Source organism: Cellulosimicrobium protaetiae, from assembly GCF_009708005.2.
Classification (GTDB): domain Bacteria; phylum Actinomycetota; class Actinomycetes; order Actinomycetales; family Cellulomonadaceae; genus Cellulosimicrobium; species Cellulosimicrobium protaetiae.
In genome coordinates, this window is sequence record NZ_CP052757.1 from 3,497,000 (window position 1) to 3,511,468 (window position 14,469).

At 75.0% G+C, this 14,469-nt stretch carries 15 protein-coding genes; 2 read left to right on the plus strand and 13 right to left on the minus strand.

The annotated features are described in order from the left end of the window. Window positions 1-155: 155 nt before the first annotated feature. The 7 genes from FIC82_RS15095 to sigE form a co-directional block, all read right to left on the minus strand. Complete coding sequence (locus tag FIC82_RS15095) at window positions 156-1,313, minus strand: YhjD/YihY/BrkB family envelope integrity protein (protein ID WP_168731947.1); 1,158 nt, start codon at window positions 1,311-1,313, stop codon at window positions 156-158. A gap of 10 nt (window positions 1,314-1,323) precedes the next feature. Then, complete coding sequence (locus FIC82_RS15100; RefSeq protein ID WP_168731948.1) at window positions 1,324-1,887, minus strand: 2'-5' RNA ligase family protein; 564 nt, start codon at window positions 1,885-1,887, stop codon at window positions 1,324-1,326. Beyond that, window positions 1,884-2,975 carry a tryptophan--tRNA ligase gene (gene trpS / locus FIC82_RS15105; protein WP_154799053.1) on the minus strand — a complete coding sequence of 364 codons (1,092 nt, stop codon included), beginning with the start codon at window positions 2,973-2,975 and terminating at the stop codon, window positions 1,884-1,886. Before trpS ends, FIC82_RS15100 begins: the two co-directional genes overlap by 4 nt. A gap of 68 nt (window positions 2,976-3,043) precedes the next feature. After that, window positions 3,044-3,397 carry a twin-arginine translocase TatA/TatE family subunit gene (locus FIC82_RS15110; protein WP_168731949.1) on the minus strand — a complete coding sequence of 118 codons (354 nt, stop codon included), beginning with the start codon at window positions 3,395-3,397 and terminating at the stop codon, window positions 3,044-3,046. A 9-nt stretch (window positions 3,398-3,406) separates the two neighbouring features. Continuing rightward, window positions 3,407-4,855, minus strand: a complete 1,449-nt coding sequence (locus FIC82_RS15115) for a S1C family serine protease (RefSeq protein WP_154799054.1) — start codon at window positions 4,853-4,855, stop codon at window positions 3,407-3,409. Continuing rightward, window positions 4,852-5,808 (minus strand): zf-HC2 domain-containing protein, encoded by a 957-nt coding sequence (locus FIC82_RS15120; protein ID WP_168731950.1) that lies wholly within the window; start codon window positions 5,806-5,808, stop codon window positions 4,852-4,854. The genes FIC82_RS15115 and FIC82_RS15120 overlap by 4 nt, the downstream gene beginning before the upstream one ends. Further along, entirely contained in the window at window positions 5,805-6,431 is a 627-nt protein-coding gene (sigE, locus tag FIC82_RS15125; RefSeq protein WP_154799055.1) for an RNA polymerase sigma factor SigE, read from the minus strand. Before sigE ends, FIC82_RS15120 begins: the two co-directional genes overlap by 4 nt. 196 nt (window positions 6,432-6,627) lie before the next feature. Between sigE and FIC82_RS15130 the strand changes: the two genes are divergently transcribed. Further along, window positions 6,628-7,281: an O-methyltransferase gene (locus tag FIC82_RS15130; protein ID WP_168732310.1), complete on the plus strand. Its 654-nt coding sequence runs from the start codon at window positions 6,628-6,630 to the stop codon at window positions 7,279-7,281. A 58-nt stretch (window positions 7,282-7,339) separates the two neighbouring features. Here FIC82_RS15130 and FIC82_RS15135 read toward each other — a convergent pair whose 3' ends face one another. The 6 genes from FIC82_RS15135 to dapE all read right to left on the minus strand — a co-directional run bounded on the left by FIC82_RS15135 (window position 7,340) and on the right by dapE (window position 13,439). Then, complete coding sequence (locus FIC82_RS15135) at window positions 7,340-8,962, minus strand: leucyl aminopeptidase family protein (protein WP_154799056.1); 1,623 nt, start codon at window positions 8,960-8,962, stop codon at window positions 7,340-7,342. After that, window positions 8,963-9,130, minus strand: a complete 168-nt coding sequence (locus tag FIC82_RS15140) for a DUF3117 domain-containing protein (RefSeq protein ID WP_064506638.1) — start codon at window positions 9,128-9,130, stop codon at window positions 8,963-8,965. Between the two features lie 120 nt (window positions 9,131-9,250). Then, window positions 9,251-10,468, minus strand: coding sequence for a hypothetical protein (locus FIC82_RS15145; RefSeq protein ID WP_154799057.1), 1,218 nt, complete (start codon window positions 10,466-10,468; stop codon window positions 9,251-9,253). After that, window positions 10,465-11,451: a dihydropteroate synthase gene (gene folP, locus FIC82_RS15150; protein ID WP_154799058.1), complete on the minus strand. Its 987-nt coding sequence runs from the start codon at window positions 11,449-11,451 to the stop codon at window positions 10,465-10,467. Before folP ends, FIC82_RS15145 begins: the two co-directional genes overlap by 4 nt. Before the next feature lie 13 nt (window positions 11,452-11,464). Then, a complete protein-coding gene (locus tag FIC82_RS15155; protein WP_154799059.1) occupies window positions 11,465-12,301 on the minus strand; it encodes an LOG family protein in 837 nt (278 codons plus the stop codon). A 10-nt stretch (window positions 12,302-12,311) separates the two neighbouring features. Beyond that, a complete protein-coding gene (gene dapE, locus FIC82_RS15160; RefSeq protein WP_253691210.1) occupies window positions 12,312-13,439 on the minus strand; it encodes a succinyl-diaminopimelate desuccinylase in 1,128 nt (375 codons plus the stop codon). Between the two features lie 36 nt (window positions 13,440-13,475). Here dapE and dapD point away from each other — a divergent pair, with 36 nt between their 5' ends. Then, on the plus strand, window positions 13,476-14,468 hold the full coding sequence (gene dapD / locus FIC82_RS15165; RefSeq protein ID WP_154799060.1) for a 2,3,4,5-tetrahydropyridine-2,6-dicarboxylate N-succinyltransferase: 993 nt from the start codon (window positions 13,476-13,478) through the stop codon (window positions 14,466-14,468). Window position 14,469: the final 1 nt, after the last annotated feature.

The window sequence follows — 14,469 nt, forward strand, 5'->3', positions numbered from 1 at the left end:
CGCACGTCCCGCGCGGAGGGCGCCGACCGGCACGGTCGGCGCCCTTCGCCGTCCCGCCGCCGCTCGGGTCACACCCGATCGGACGCCACCGCGGACCCCACCGCGGGGACAGGAGAGCCCTCCCACGACCGCGGACCTGACCGCCGTGTCGACGGCTACGCGCCGCGCGGGAGGCGGGCACGGCGGACGCCACGGACGACCGGGCTCCAGGGCTTGCCGGACCCCTGGCCGGCACGGATGCGCTCCTCCGCCGACCCGACCACGACGACGGTCCTCTCCGCGTCCTCGGTCGTCGCGTGACGAGGGACGCGTGCGTGCCGTGCGTCGACCACGGGGTTGCCGTCGACGACGGGCAGCTCCGGTCGCCCGTCGCGCGCGTGCCGGGGGCCGCCCGGCTCGGGCTCGGGCGGGCGCGGGGGGTCCGCCATCCACGCGCAGACCGCGAGCAGGATGCGGGCGGTGAAGTTGACGAGGAGCAGGAGCGTCACGAGCACGGCGAACGACGCGAGCAAGGCGTTGCGGCTCGCGCTCCCCGCGACGAAGGAGGACCCGAGGTAGCGCAGCCCGCTGAAGGCGACGGAAGCGGTGAGCGCACCCACGACGAGGTCCCGGCGCCGTCGCACGCGCACGCCGGCCAGGAGCGTCACCACGACCACCACGAGCAGCGCGTCGAGCAGGACGCTCACGAGCGTCCCCGCCCCTGTGACGAGCAGCGCGGTCCCGCCTCCGAGGCCGAGCGCCGCCGTGATCCGGGTGCCGAGCGCGGTGACGGCGATCCCCGCGACCGCTGACACGAGCATCGTCAGTGCCAGGAGGAAGAAGCCGAGCAGTGCACGGGCCCGGGCGACGAGCGCGCTCTGGCCGACGTCGCTGACGCCGAACATCGTCCGCACCGCGCCACGCAGGTGGTACATGAACGTCACGACGGAGAAGAGCAGGACGACGCCGGCGACGATGCTCGTGACGCTCAGCCCCGGTTCGAGCAGCAGGTCGTCGGGCGAGATGACGCCCTTCTCGCCGTCGACGGCGATGAGCCCGGGGACCAGCTCGTTGATCTCGCCGAAGACCACGTCCATGAGCTCCCGGCGGCCTCCGAGGACCTGCATGAAGACCGAGTAGCCGATCGTCAGCGCGGCGAACAGGGAGAACAAGGCGGAGTAGGCGATCCCGCCGCACAGCAGCGATCCGCGCGCGTACAGGTAGCGGTAGGTCGCGCGCCCCGCGCGGCTGCCCTTCCACCACTCGCCGAGCGTCCGGGTGCGCTCGACGGTGCGCGCGACGACGCCCGGCTCGGCGGTGTCGTGCGACGTCACGCCCAGAACCCTACGAGGGGGTCACGTTCCCGGCATCCGCGGTGAGCGCGAAGACCTGCTCGGGGCGCCACACGCCGTCGTCGCCGTGCTCGTACAGCGAGATCCCGGTGACCTCGAACGCCGCCTCGTAGGTCGCCATCTCCTCGAACGCGGCGTCGAGCGCGGCGTCGGGCACCTCGTGCGCGACGGTCACGTGCGGGTGGTAGTTGAACCGCAGGTCCTGGGCGAGGGGGCCCGTGCGGATCGCGCTCTCGAGGTGCTCGCACTCGGCGATCCCCTCGACCACCTGGATGAACACGACGGGCGAGATGGGCCGGAACGTGGCGCTGCCGCGCAGATGGATCCGGAACGGCGCCGCCGATGCGGCGACCGCGGCGAGGTGGTCGCGCGCCGCGTCGATACCGGCCGGGTCGAGGACCGTCGGCCCGAGGAGCGTGACGTGCGGCGGGATGGACCGCGCGAGCGGGTCACCGAACCGCGCACGCGCGTCCTGGAGCTGTGTCGCGAACGGCTCGGGGACCTCGATCGCGATGCCGATCCGCACCTGCTGCGGCCCACGCTCCGGGAGGTTCACGCGGTCGGCCCTCCCACGGGCAGGAGGCCGACGCGCTCGTAGATCCGCGCGAGGGTGCCGGCGGCGATCTCCCGTGCCTTCTGCGCGCCGCGCGCGAGCACGGCGTCGAGCTCCGCCGGGTCCGCGAGGTAGGTGTTGGCACGCTCCTGGAACGGCGTCAGGAATTCGACGACGACGTCCGCGAGGTCCACCTTGAGGTGGCCGTACCCGCGGCCGTCGTACTCGGCGGCGATCGCCTCGACGTCGCGCCCGGTCAGGGCCGAGAAGATGGTGAGGAGGTTCGAGACGCCGGGCTTGCCCACCGGGTCGTACCGGATCTCGGTGCCGGAGTCCGTCGCGGCCGACCGGATCCGCTTCGCCGCGACCTTCGGGTCCTCCAGGAGCCAGATGACGCCCTTGCCGTTGGACGACGACTTGCTCATCTTGGCCGTGGGTTCCTGCAGGTCGTAGATCTTCGCCACCGACCGGACGATGTGCGCCTCGGGCACGACCGCGGTGCCTTCGCCGAACCGGGCGTTGAGGCGCTCCGCGAGGTCGCGGGTGAGCTCGAGATGCTGGCGCTGGTCCTCGCCGACGGGGACCAGGGCCGCGTCGTACAGCAGGATGTCGGCCGCCATGAGCACCGGGTAGGTGAACAGCCCCACGGTCGTGCCGTCGGTGCCCTGCTTCGCGGACTTGTCCTTGAACTGCGTCATGCGGCCGGCCTCGCCGAAGCCGGTCTGGCACGACAGCACCCACGACAGCTCGGCGTGCTGCGGCACGTGCGACTGCACGAAGAGCGCGGAGCGGTCCGGGTCGACGCCGCCCGCGAGGTACTGCGCCGCGGTGCGTCGCGTGCGCTCGCGCAGCCGCTCCGGGTCGGGGTTCACGGTGAGCGCGTGCAGGTCGACGACGCAGTACAGCGCGTCGTACGCCTCCTGGAGCGAGACCCACTGGCGGAGCGCGCCGATGTAGTTCCCGAGCTGCAGCGAGTCCTCCGTGGGCTGCATGCCCGAGAGGATCCGAGGCCTGGTGCTCGGCGGGTTCCCGGGCTCCTGCGTGGTCACCGGGACCGGTGTCGAACCGATGTGCGTCGCCTCCGTGGACATGGCCTCATTCTGACAGGTGGTGCCTCGCCGGAACGAATCGCTCCCGTGGCCCGGACCGGTCGGGGTGCTCAGGTGGCCTCGTCGTCGAACGGGGCGCGACCACCCGGCGGGACGGACGACGGAGCCGTCCGCGACGCCGGGGTGGGCGCGGCGCGCTCACGGTCCGGCTCGTCGTCCAGGAGGGCCTCGCGCACGATGCGCCGCGGGTCGTACTGACGCGGGTCGAGCTTCGACCAGTCGACGTCCGAGATCTCGTCCCCGATCTCCGCGTCGACGCGCGCCTTCGCGTCCCGCAGGTACCCGCGGGCAGAGCGGACGAACGACCCGAGCTGCTCGGCGTAGCGCGGCAGTCGCTCGGGGCCGATGACGACGACCGCCACGACGAGGAGCACGACGAACTCGGCTCCGTTGATCCCGAACACGCGGACAGACTACTCGCTCGTGGCCTCGTCGAGGACGACGCGGACGTCGCGCTCCTGGTCCCCCGTGCGGACGCGGAGGGTCACGGCGTCCCCCGGGGCCTTCGCCCGGATCGCGACGATGAGCTCGTCCGACTCCGTGACGGGCCGCCCGTCGATGGACAGGATGACGTCGCCGGGGCGGATACCGGCGGCGTCGGCGGGTCCGTCGGGCGTGACCGCGGGAGTCCCGGACTGGGCGTCGGTCGAGACCTGGACGCCCTCGCCCTGGTACCGCTGGTCGAGGAGGACGCCGATCACCGGGTAGGTGGCCACGCCGTCGGCGATGAGCTGCTCGGCGGTCCGGCGCGCCTGGTTGGACGGGATCGCGAAGCCGAGACCGATGCTCCCCGTCGCCGACGAGCTGCCCGGCGGCTGCGCGATGGCGGAGTTGATGCCCACGACCTGGCCGCTCCCGTCGACGAGCGGGCCACCGGAGTTGCCGGGGTTGATCGCGGCGTCGGTCTGGATCGCGTTGATGAACGCCGTCTCTGCCGCTGCCCCCGCCTGGACGGGTCGGTTGAGCGCGCTGATGATGCCCGTGGTGACGGTCCCGTTGAGGCCCAGGGGTGCGCCGACGGCGACCACCGGGTCCCCGACGACGACACCGTCCGAGTCGCCGAGCGCCAGCGGCGTGAGCCCGGTGTCCTCGACCTTGACCACGGCGAGGTCGTAGTCGACCGTACGGCCCACGAGCTCGGCCGGGCTCTGGTGCCCGTCCGAGAACAGGACGACGACCTCGCCGCCGTCGGCGGCGGACGCCACGACGTGGTTGTTCGTGAGGATGTACCCGTCCTCGCGCAGCACGAACCCGGACCCGGTCGCGACCCCGTCGGTCCCCCGGACCTCGAGCGAGACGACGCTCGGCAGGACCGTCGAGGCGATGTCGGCGACAGACCCCGCGGGGCGGTCGGCACCGGGCTCGACGCTCGCCGGAGGCAGGGACGACGTGTACGAGCCTGCGGGGGCCGGACCGAGGAGGCGGTCCGCGGCGACGCCCCCGAGCGCGCCGGCGACGAGCGCGAGCACGGCGACCCCCGCGACGGCGGCGGGTCGCAGACCTCGCCGCGGCTCCGGCCTGGAGGGGTCCCGCGGCACGCCGACGAGGGTCGGGTCGACCGAGCCGCCCGGCCGCGTCGGGGCGGACGGCCCCTCCGGCTGCCCGAACGCGCGCAGCGTCTCCCAGGGGTCCGCCGGTCCCGGCGACGTCCCCGCGGAGCCACCCGGCGCCGGAGACGGGGCCGGTGCACCGACGGATGGCCCGGCGGGCACCGCGGTGGGCGGCGGCGGGACCGGACCGGGACCGTACGCTGCCGACGGCGGGACGGGCGGGACGCCCCGGTACGCCGACGGCGGCGCGAACGGGTGGGGCGCGGCGCCCTGGTCCCGGGGGTGCTCCGGGCCGGTCTGGGGGTCGGTCATGAGGTCCCGAGCGCTCCTGTCATGGTCGTCCAGCCCCGGGAGATGCGCGCCGGGACCCCGGCATCGTAGTCACGGGCGGGGAACGCCGCCACGAGAGCGGCGACGGTCTCCTGCTCGGTGTCCGCGACGACGTCGACGACCGTGTCGCCCGACTGCCAGACGACGTGCCACGGCGCCTCGGACAGCACGTGCACGCGCCGCCCGTCGACGTCCCACGTCTCCCCGCCCGCGAGCGCGGCGGCGTCCAGGAGGCCCGCCTGCTCGCGCACGACGGCCTCGCCGCCGGGCGCCTCGAGGTCGATCTCGAGCACGCCGCGCGCGCCGTCGTGCCGGACGCCGACGACCGTGAAGCCCTCCGGCCAGGCGGTCGGGCACGCCCATCCCGCCGCGTCGAGAGCGGCGAGCGTGCCGGCCCCGCTCACGCCGGACCCGTCCGAACCGTCGCCCGAGCCCAGGGCGGGAGCCGCTCCCACCACGAGAGCGCCCGTCGCGCGGGGCGCCGCCTGCGCCAGCACGCTCAGCGGGTCGCTGCGGTGCAGGTCCGGCGTGACGACCGGGCTCTCCCCCAGCACGAAGAGCCCGACCGCCGCGATCCCGACGCCGCCCACGACCAGTCCCGCGATCCGCCGGCCGAGCGTGCCCCGGCGCACCTCGCCGCTCCAGGCGCCTCGCGGCAGGGTGGCGGGCTCGGCCCAGGGCGTGGCCGGGGCCGAGCGAAGCGGATCCCCTGCCGTCGTCGGGATCTGCGCCGAGAGCGCGAGCAAGCGCGCGGCGAGGTCCGGGGCGGGCTCGACCGGCCCGGCCGAGCTCAGCGCCCGTCGCGCCGCCCGCGCAGCGGTGAGCTCCGCCGCGCACCGCGGGCAGCAGGCCACGTGCTCGAGGGCGCGCTCGGCCTCGGCCGGCGTGAGCTGCCCGTCGACGAGCGCGGAGAGGCGGGAACCGAGATGCGTCACGCCGCCCCCCGGGCGCCCACGGGGGTCGGCGTGTCGTCCGAGGCCGGGCGGTCAGCGGGGTCGCGGTGCGGGAGGGCGGCGCGCAGCTGCGACCGCGCGCGGTGGATCCGGGAGCGGACCGTGCCGAGCTTGATGCCCAGGGTCACGGCGATCTCCTCGTACGAGAGCCCCTCGATGTCGCACAGGACGACGGCGGCCCGGTACTCGGGCGAGAGGGCGTCGAGGGCGCGCTGCACGTCGTGGTCGAGGTTCGCGTGCTCGAACCCTCGCTCGGGCTGGGCGTCGGCACGGGCGGGGTACTGCCCGTCGTCGTCGCCCATCGCCTCCATGCGGATGCGCTGCTTGCGTCGGACCTGGTCGAGGAAGAGGTTCGTCGTGATCCGGTGCAGCCACCCCTCGAACGTCCCGGGCGTGTAGCTCGACAGGGAGCGGAACACGCGGACGAACGTCTCCTGGGTGAGGTCCTCGGCGTCCTGCCTGTTGCCCGTGAGGCGGTAGGCGAGCCGGTACACGCGGGCCGAGTGCTCGCGGACGATCGCGTCCCACGACGGCGGCACCCACGCCGCACCCTCCTGCGTCCCGTGCGTGCTGGTCCCTCGTCCTGCGTCGTCCACGTCGTCCATCGTCCCAGAAGAACGCCCGGCCCCCGCCCGGTGTTCCCCTGCCCGCGCGGGACGTCCGCGCGACGTCCACGCCCCGTGCACACACGCCGAGCGCGGGAACGAGCCGGTGCGGGAGGGTGCGGGTACGATCCGAGACAGCGCGCGCCGGGGACCGTACCCCGAGCGCCGTCGGACGAGAGACCACACGGAGGTACTCATCACCAGCGACGTCGGCACCCAGCGCAGCGCGAAGGCAGCGAGCTGGGTGTACAGCGAGGAGTTCGTCCCGGAGGACGAGGTCCTCCTGCGTGCGCGGGACCGCGCCGCCGAGCTCGGCTGCCCGACGGTGCTCCCCGGGGTGGGGGCAGTCCTGCAGGTGCTCGCGGCGTCCCTCTCCGCCCGGGCGGTCGTCGAGATCGGGACCGGCACGGGCGTCGCCTCGCTCTGGCTCCTGCGCGGCATGCCGTCCGACGGCGTGCTGACGACCATCGACGTCGAGGTCGAGCACCAGCGCGCGGCGAAGGAGGCGTTCACCGAGGCGGGCGTCGCCGCGGCCAGGACGCGCACGATCCCGGGCCGGGCGAGCGAGGTGCTCCCCCGGCTCACCGACGGCGCGTACGACCTCGTGCTGGTGGGCGCGGACAAGCACAGCTATCCCGAGTACGTCGAGCAGGGGCTCCGGCTGCTGCGCCCGGGCGGCGTGCTCGCCGTCGACGGCGCGCTGTCGCACGACCGGGTCGCCGACCCGGCGCGACGGGACGAGGTCACGACGATCGTCCGGGAGGTGGGCCGCTCGCTGCGGTCCGACGAGCGCGTGCTGCCCGCGCTGGTCCCGAGCGGGGACGGGCTCCTCCTCGCGGTGCGTCGCTGACGTCCTGCCCTCGCGCCGACGGTCCGGACGTCGCCGTTCCCGGCCCGCGAGAGACGGGTCAGAGCCGGTCGAGCGCCTCGATCAGGAGCCGTGCGCCGTAGCCGGTCGCCCCGGCGACGACCTCGTGCCGGTCGGCCGTCGCTCGCGCCGGGCCTGCCACGTCCAGGTGCGCCCAGGGCACGTCGCCGACGAACTCCCGCAGGAACAGCGCGGCCGTGATCGACCCGCCGCCCGGGTTCTCGACGGGGACGTGGCGGAGGTCGGCGACGTCGGAGCGCAGCGCGCCCACGTAGTCCTCGACGAGCGGCATGCGCCACACCCGCTCGCCGGTGGCCAGCGCGGCGTCCTCCAGGACCCTGGCGACGGCCTCGTCGGTGGCGAACAGCGCCGCGTGCCCGCGGCCCAGCCCGACGCTCGCGGCCCCGGTCAGCGTCGCGACGTCGACGAGCACGTCGGGTGCGAGCTCGGCCACCGCGTAGGCGATCGCGTCCGCGAGGACGAGCCGACCCTCGGCGTCCGTGTTGGCGACCTCCACCGTCCGGCCGGACCAGGTCCGCAGCACGTCTCCGGGGCGGTACGACGCGGCGCCGACGTGGTTCTCGGCGAGCGGGAGCACCGCGGTGACCCGGCGGGCAGAGCGCGACGCGGCCGCGCCGAGGACCGCCGCGAGGGCGACCGCGGCGCCCGCCATGTCGGTCTTCATCGGCACCATGGCCTCGCGCGGCTTGATGGAGAGACCGCCCGTGTCGTACGTGATGCCCTTGCCCACGACGACGACGTGCCTCGCGTCGGTACCCTCGGGCGGGACCACGCCGTGCTCGGCCGGGTCGTACGTGATGGTCACGAGGCGGGGCGGTCGTGCCGAGCCCGTGCCGACCGCCAGGAGTGCGCCGAATCCCTCGGCGGCGAGCTCCGCAGGGCCGCGCACCGTGCTGTCCAGCCCGGCCGCGTCGGCGAGGTCGACCGCGCGGTCGGCGAACCACGCGGGGTCCTTGACGTCGGACGGCGTGTTCGCGAGGTCGCGGACCAGCCAGGTCGCGCCCGCGGCGCGCTGCGCCGCCGCGATCGGCGCCGCCACGTCGGGCCGGCCCTCCGGTGCGAGCAGGACCAGCTGCTCGGCGACGGTGTCGCCGGACCGTTCACGGTCCCCCCGCCGGGACTGGTCGTACGCGGCGAGAAGGTAGCCCTCGACGAACGCGCGGACCTCCTCGGGGCCGCCGTCGGCCGTCGCGGCGCTGACGACGCGCTCGAGGCCGCGTGCCCCGCGGGCGAGCGCGGCACCGGCACGCCGCAGGTCCGACACGGTCCCCGCACCGACCCCGAGGAGCAGCAGCCGCGGGGGCAGGCCTGACCACGGGAGCCGCGCCTCGGACCCGGCGTGCGTGCGGGGCAGGTCGACGCGCACGAGCTCCCCGGCTGCGCCCCGGAAGGTCCGCCCGCCCGCCCGCTCGGCGAGCTCCGCGAGGTCGACTCCGTACCGCACCGTCGCGTCGACGGTCCCGGCGCGGGGCTGCAGCCCGTCCTCCGCCTCACGCGGTGGCGCGACGGCGACCACGACCGCGTCGACCTGCGCGTCGTCGACGAGCGGGGAGTCGCTCAGGCGACCCCGCGCACCGACCACCTCGGGCAGCGCACGGGGAACGCTCGGGACGCCGACGGGACGGCGCTCACGTGCCGGCAATCAGCCCACCACGGCCTGGAGCGCCTCACCCAGCTCGCTGGCCTCGGTCGCGTTGAGCTCGACCACCAGACGTCCGCCACCCTCGAGCGGGACCCGCATGACGATGCCTCGCCCTTCCTTGGTGACCTCCAGCGGTCCGTCACCCGTCCGCGGCTTCATCGCAGCCATCGATGGCACTCCATTTCCGTTGTCCCGAGTCCACCTCGCACGCGCGAGGAGGGGCGTCCGACCTCGGACGACGCCCGAGGACAGTCTAGTTCACGCCTGCCGACATCCCGGGCGTCCCGGTCACGGCGGCCAGCCCGAGGGCGGGACGAGCCGCCAGAGCTCCCACACCCACCACGCCTGGCCCGCGACGCACACGACCGTGACCGCGGCGAGCCACAGCCGCGAACGCGTCCAGCCGACGGTCACCGCGGCGAGCGGGAACGCGAGCAGCAGGAAGCGCACGAGGGACGTCCCCGGCTGGATCGTCGCGACGAGGTAGGCGAGGTAGGCACCGGACCACGCGTGCATCTCGGGGCCAAGACGCGCCGCGACCGGGTTGAGCACGAGCGCGGCCGCCCCGAGCAGGACGACCGCGAGCACCCAGGGGCCCGCGTCGCCCGTCAGCCAGCGCGAGACGTCGACCCACGGGACGAACGGCACGACCTCGGCGCCGCCGCGCCACGCCTCCTGGGTCCGGAAGTACCCCTGGTGGACACCCGTGACGAGGCTGCACACCCACGGCCACACCAGCCCGCTCGCCACCGCTACCGCGGCCGACGCGCCCAGCCGGACGGCGTCGGCCACGGGCAGGTCGCCACGGCGCCATCGCGCGATCCCGTGCCAGACGACGACGACGGCCATCGGCAGCGCCACCGCACGCGTGAACCCGAGGAGCACGATCACGAGCGCGGTCCACCCGTAGCGGCGCCGGAAGAGCAGCAGGAGGGCCGACGCCACGAGGAGCAGCGCGAGCGACTCGGTGTACGCGACCTGGAGGACGGGGCTGGACGGGAAGACGCTCACGAGCAGCACGGTCGCGAGCGGCAGCCCGGGCCGCCGCTCCACCGCGGCAGCTCCGGCCGTCGCGACGAGCCGGTGGACGACGAGCACCGCACCCGCGCCGCACGCGAGCGCGACCGTGGGTGCGAGGACGTCCCACCCGAGACCCGTCACGGCGTCCAGCGCGCGGACGAGCGCCGGGAAGAGCGGGAAGAACGCCCAGACGTTCTGCTGCACCACGCCGTCGGGGCCCACGGGGAGCGTGTCGGGGTAGCCGGACGCGGAGATCTGCTCGTACCAGCTCGCGTCCCACATGCGCGCCACGTACGGCAGGTACGACGGCGCGGCCTCGGTCCAGGGGTTCTCCTCCTGGGACCGGGCGACGACGAGGAGGATCGCGGCGCTCGTCGCGCGGGCGAGCCCGTACACCACGAGCACCTGGACCCACCACCGCCAGGTCGCGGGCCGCAGCAGCCGCGCGCGCGCCACGGTGACGGGCGTCGCACGCGGCGTGGTCACGCGAGGCCCCGCAGGGCTGCTGCCGGGCCCGTCTCGTCGCGGACGGCCGCCACCAGGTCCAGGACGCGCCGGGTCGCGGCCACGTCGTGCGCACGGAAGACGCGCGCGCCGAGCCACGCGGCGACGGCCGTCGCCGCGAGCGTGCCCTCGAGCCGCTCGTCGGCGGGGAGGTCGAGCGTCTCGCCCACGAAGTCCTTGCGGGACAGTGCCATGAGGAGCGGGAACCCGAGCCCCGCGAGGACCTCCGTCCGGCGCAGGAGGTGCAGGGAGTGCCACGTGTTCTTGCCGAAGTCGTGCGTCGGGTCGACGAGCACGGACGCGCGCGGGACGCCGCACGCCACCGCACGCTCCGCCGCGGCGCGGAGGGTCGCCACGACGTCCTGGACGACGCCGTCGCGCGGGTCGGTCGCCCCCGGCCGCGCCGGGTAGTCGACGCGGAACGGGTCGGTCCGGGGTTCCGCCCCGCCCGTGTGGGAGCACACGACCCCCACGCCGTGCTCGCCCGCGACCTCGACCAGTCGCGGGTCGTGGCCCGCCCACGTGTCGTTGATGAGGTCGGCGCCCGCGAGCGCCGCCTCGTGCGCGACCTCGGCCCGCCACGTGTCGACGCTCACGAGCAGGTCGGGGAACTCGGCGCGCACCCGAGCGACGAAGGGCACCACGCGACGGACCTCCTCGGCGGGCGTCACGACCGGGCCGACGCCCGCCCGTACGCCTCCCACGTCGAGGATCTCCGCGCCCTGGACGACGGCACGCTCGACCGCGGCGAGCGCGTCCCGGTCGTCGAGCTGGCGCGCGCCCGCGTAGAACGAGTCGTCGGTGCGGTTGACGATCGCCATCACGGCGGGCCGCTCGAGGACCCGCCCGCGCAGCACGAGCGACGTGCCGCGCGGCGGGATCCCCAGCGGCGAGAGAGGTACCGCTTCGTCGCCGGGGAGCCGTTCGGGGGACCCCGCGGGCGCGCCCGGCCCGGGTGCGGTCATCGCGCCGGGTCCGTCAGCTCGCGTCGCCGGCCTGCGACCGGGCGAGCTCCTCGGTCGCCTCGAGCTCCTCGGCGCGCAGCTCGGCGCCGCGGTCGCACACGTACTCGACGGCCTCGGCCGGGTCGTCGCACAGGTGGACGAGGTCGAGGTCGTGGGGGCTGATCATGCCGCGCCCCGCGACCGCCGTGCGTGCCCACTCGAGCAGCCCGCTCCAGTAGTCCGTGCCGACGAGCGCCACCGGGAACTCGGTGATCTTGTGGGTCTGGACGAGCGTGAGCGCCTCGAACAGCTCGTCGAACGTCCCGAAACCGCCCGGAAGGACGACGAAGCCCTGGGCGTACTTCACGAACATCGTCTTGCGGGCGAAGAAGTAGCGGAAGTTCACGCCGAGGTTGACGTACCGGTTCATGCCCTGCTCGAACGGCAGCTCGATGCCGAGCCCGACCGAGAGGCCCCCCGCCTCCGAGGCGCCCTTGTTCGCGGCCTCCATGATGCCGGGCCCGCCGCCCGTGATGACCGCGAAGCCCTCGTCGACGAGGCGACGGCCGACGTCCTCGGCGAGCGCGTAGTCCGGGTGGTCCGGCTTGGTGCGGGCGGACCCGAACACCGACACGGCCGGGCCGACCTCCGCGAGAGCGCCGAAGCCCTCGACGAACTCGCTCTGGATGCGCATCACGCGCCACGGGTCCGAGTGGACCCAGTCCGCGCTGCCCCCCGTGTCGAGGAGTCGCTGGTCCGTCGTCTGACGCGGGATCTGGTCCCCGCGCAGCAGCACCGGCCCCTTGCGGTACCCCGTCCCCGCCTGGGGCACGCCGTCGTCAGAACCCTGGTCACGCACCGTGTCGCTCATGGTCACGAGCCTATGCCGCAGGTGTGGCCAGGAGCCACGCACGCAGCGCGTCGCGGCACAGCGCGAACTGGCCGACCGGGCAGCGCTCGTCGTCCTTGTGCGCGAGGAGCGGATCTCCCGGACCGAAGTTCACCGCCGGGATGCCCAGCTCGGCGAAGCGCGCGACGTCGGTCCAGCCGTACTTCGGCGCCGGCGCGCCGCCCGTGACGCCCAGCACTGCCGCCGCGAAGTCGGCGGCGAGCGGGTCGTCCAGCCCGGGGCGCGCGCCCGGCGCGGCGTCGGTGAGCACGACCTCGAAGCCCGCGAACAGCTCGCGCACGTGCTGCTCGGCCTCGGCCACCGTGCGCGACGGCGCGAACCGGAAGTTCACCGTGACCACGCACTCGTCCGGGACGACGTTCCCCGCGATCCCGCCGCGGATCCCCACGGCGTTCATCCCCTCGCGGTACACCAGGCCGTCGACGTCGGCCTCCTGCGGCACGTACGCCGCCAGCCGGTCGAGCACCTCGTGCGCCGCGTGGATCGCGTTGGCCCCCGTCCAGGCGCGCGCGGAGTGCGCGGCCACCCCGGGGACGCGGACCTCGACCCGCAGCGTGCCGTTGCACCCGCCCTCGAGCCCCGCCGACGTCGGCTCGCCCAGGACCGCGAAGTCGGCCGCGAGCAGGTCGGGACGGTTGCGCGCGAGGCGCCCGAGCCCGTTGAGGTCGGACGCGACCTCCTCGTTGTCGTAGAACACCCACGTGACGTCCTGCGACGGCGCGTCGAGCTCCGCGGCGAGCGCGAGCGCGACCGCGACACCGCCCTTCATGTCGACGGTCCCCCGCCCCCACACCTCGGCGTGGGCGCCCTCCCCGACGACGCGGGTGGGGAGGTTCGGCGGGTCCGTGAGGGGCACGGTGTCCAGGTGACCGGCGATCACCACGCGCCGCTCCCGGCCGAGCGACGTGCGCGCGACGACCGTGTCGCCGTCGCGCACGACCTCCAGGTGCGGGTACGCACGCAGCGCCGTCTCGACCGCGTCCGCGAGCGCGCGCTCGTCGCCGCTGACCGACGGTGTGTCGCACACCGCCCGGAACAGCGCGACGAGGTCGCCGGTGAGGTCGAGCGCGGGCAGGCCGGAGGGGGTGGGAGAGGTCACGCCAGCACCCTACCGGCGGCGGATAGGGTGGGGCGCATGACTTCTGCGACCCCCGCGACCGCCCCCTCGGTGGCCGCGTCCGAGCCGCGTACGGCGTGGGGCTACGGCCTGGCGACCGTCACCGACGACGGCACGACCCTCGACGTCTGGTACCCCGCCCCGGCGCTCGGCGCCGCGCCGGCGGACACGACCGTCCCCGCCTCCCTCGACGCGCTCGCCGAGCGCGACGAGGTGCGCGGCGTCGACGTCGTCGTGGTGCGGACCGAGATCGACCTCGACGCCGCCCCGGCCGACACCGCCGACGCGTACCTGCGCCTCCACCTGCTCTCCCACCGCCTCGTCGCCCCGCACGGGCAGAACCTCGACGGTCTCTTCGGCGTGCTGACGAACGTCGTCTGGACCAACCACGGCGCGTGCGCGGTCGAGGGCTTCGAGGAGACCCGGCTGCGCCTGCGCGCGACCGGGCAGACCGTGACCGTGTACGGCGTCGACAAGTTCCCGCGCATGGTCGACTACGTCGTCCCCTCGGGCGTCCGCGTCGCCGACGCCGACCGCGTGCGCCTCGGCGCGCACCTCGCCCCGGGCACCACCGTCATGCACGAGGGCTTCGTCAACTTCAACGCCGGGACGCTCGGCACGTCGATGGTCGAGGGCCGGATCTCCGCGGGCGTCGTCGTCGGCGACGGATCCGACGTCGGGGGCGGCGCGTCGATCATGGGCACCCTCTCCGGCGGCGGCCGCGAGGTCATCTCCCTCGGGCAGCGCTCGCTCCTCGGCGCCAACGCGGGCCTCGGCATCCCCCTGGGCGACGACTGCGTCGTCGAGTCCGGTCTCTACGTCACCGCGGGCACCAAGGTGACGGTCGTCGGGCAGACCGACGCCTCGGGCGCTCCGCTCGTCGTCAAAGCGCGCGAGCTCTCGGGCCGGTCCGGCATCCTGTTCCGCCGCAACTCGCTCACCGGCGGCGTCGAGGCCGTGTCCCGCACGGGCGCCGGCGTCGAGCTCAACGCCGCGCTCCACGCGAACTGAC

Coding starts and splice junctions, on each gene's coding strand:
- trpS (WP_154799053.1), bottom strand. CDS start 2,975: ATGTCCACGGAGGCGACGCACATCGGTTCGACACCGGTCCCGGTGACC.
- dapD (WP_154799060.1), top strand. CDS start 13,476: ATGACTTCTGCGACCCCCGCGACCGCCCCCTCGGTGGCCGCGTCCGAG.
- FIC82_RS15155 (WP_154799059.1), bottom strand. CDS start 12,301: ATGAGCGACACGGTGCGTGACCAGGGTTCTGACGACGGCGTGCCCCAG.
- FIC82_RS15115 (WP_154799054.1), bottom strand. CDS start 4,855: ATGACCGACCCCCAGACCGGCCCGGAGCACCCCCGGGACCAGGGCGCC.
- folP (WP_154799058.1), bottom strand. CDS start 11,451: ATGACCGCACCCGGGCCGGGCGCGCCCGCGGGGTCCCCCGAACGGCTC.
- sigE (WP_154799055.1), bottom strand. CDS start 6,431: ATGGACGACGTGGACGACGCAGGACGAGGGACCAGCACGCACGGGACG.
- FIC82_RS15140 (WP_064506638.1), bottom strand. CDS start 9,130: ATGGCTGCGATGAAGCCGCGGACGGGTGACGGACCGCTGGAGGTCACC.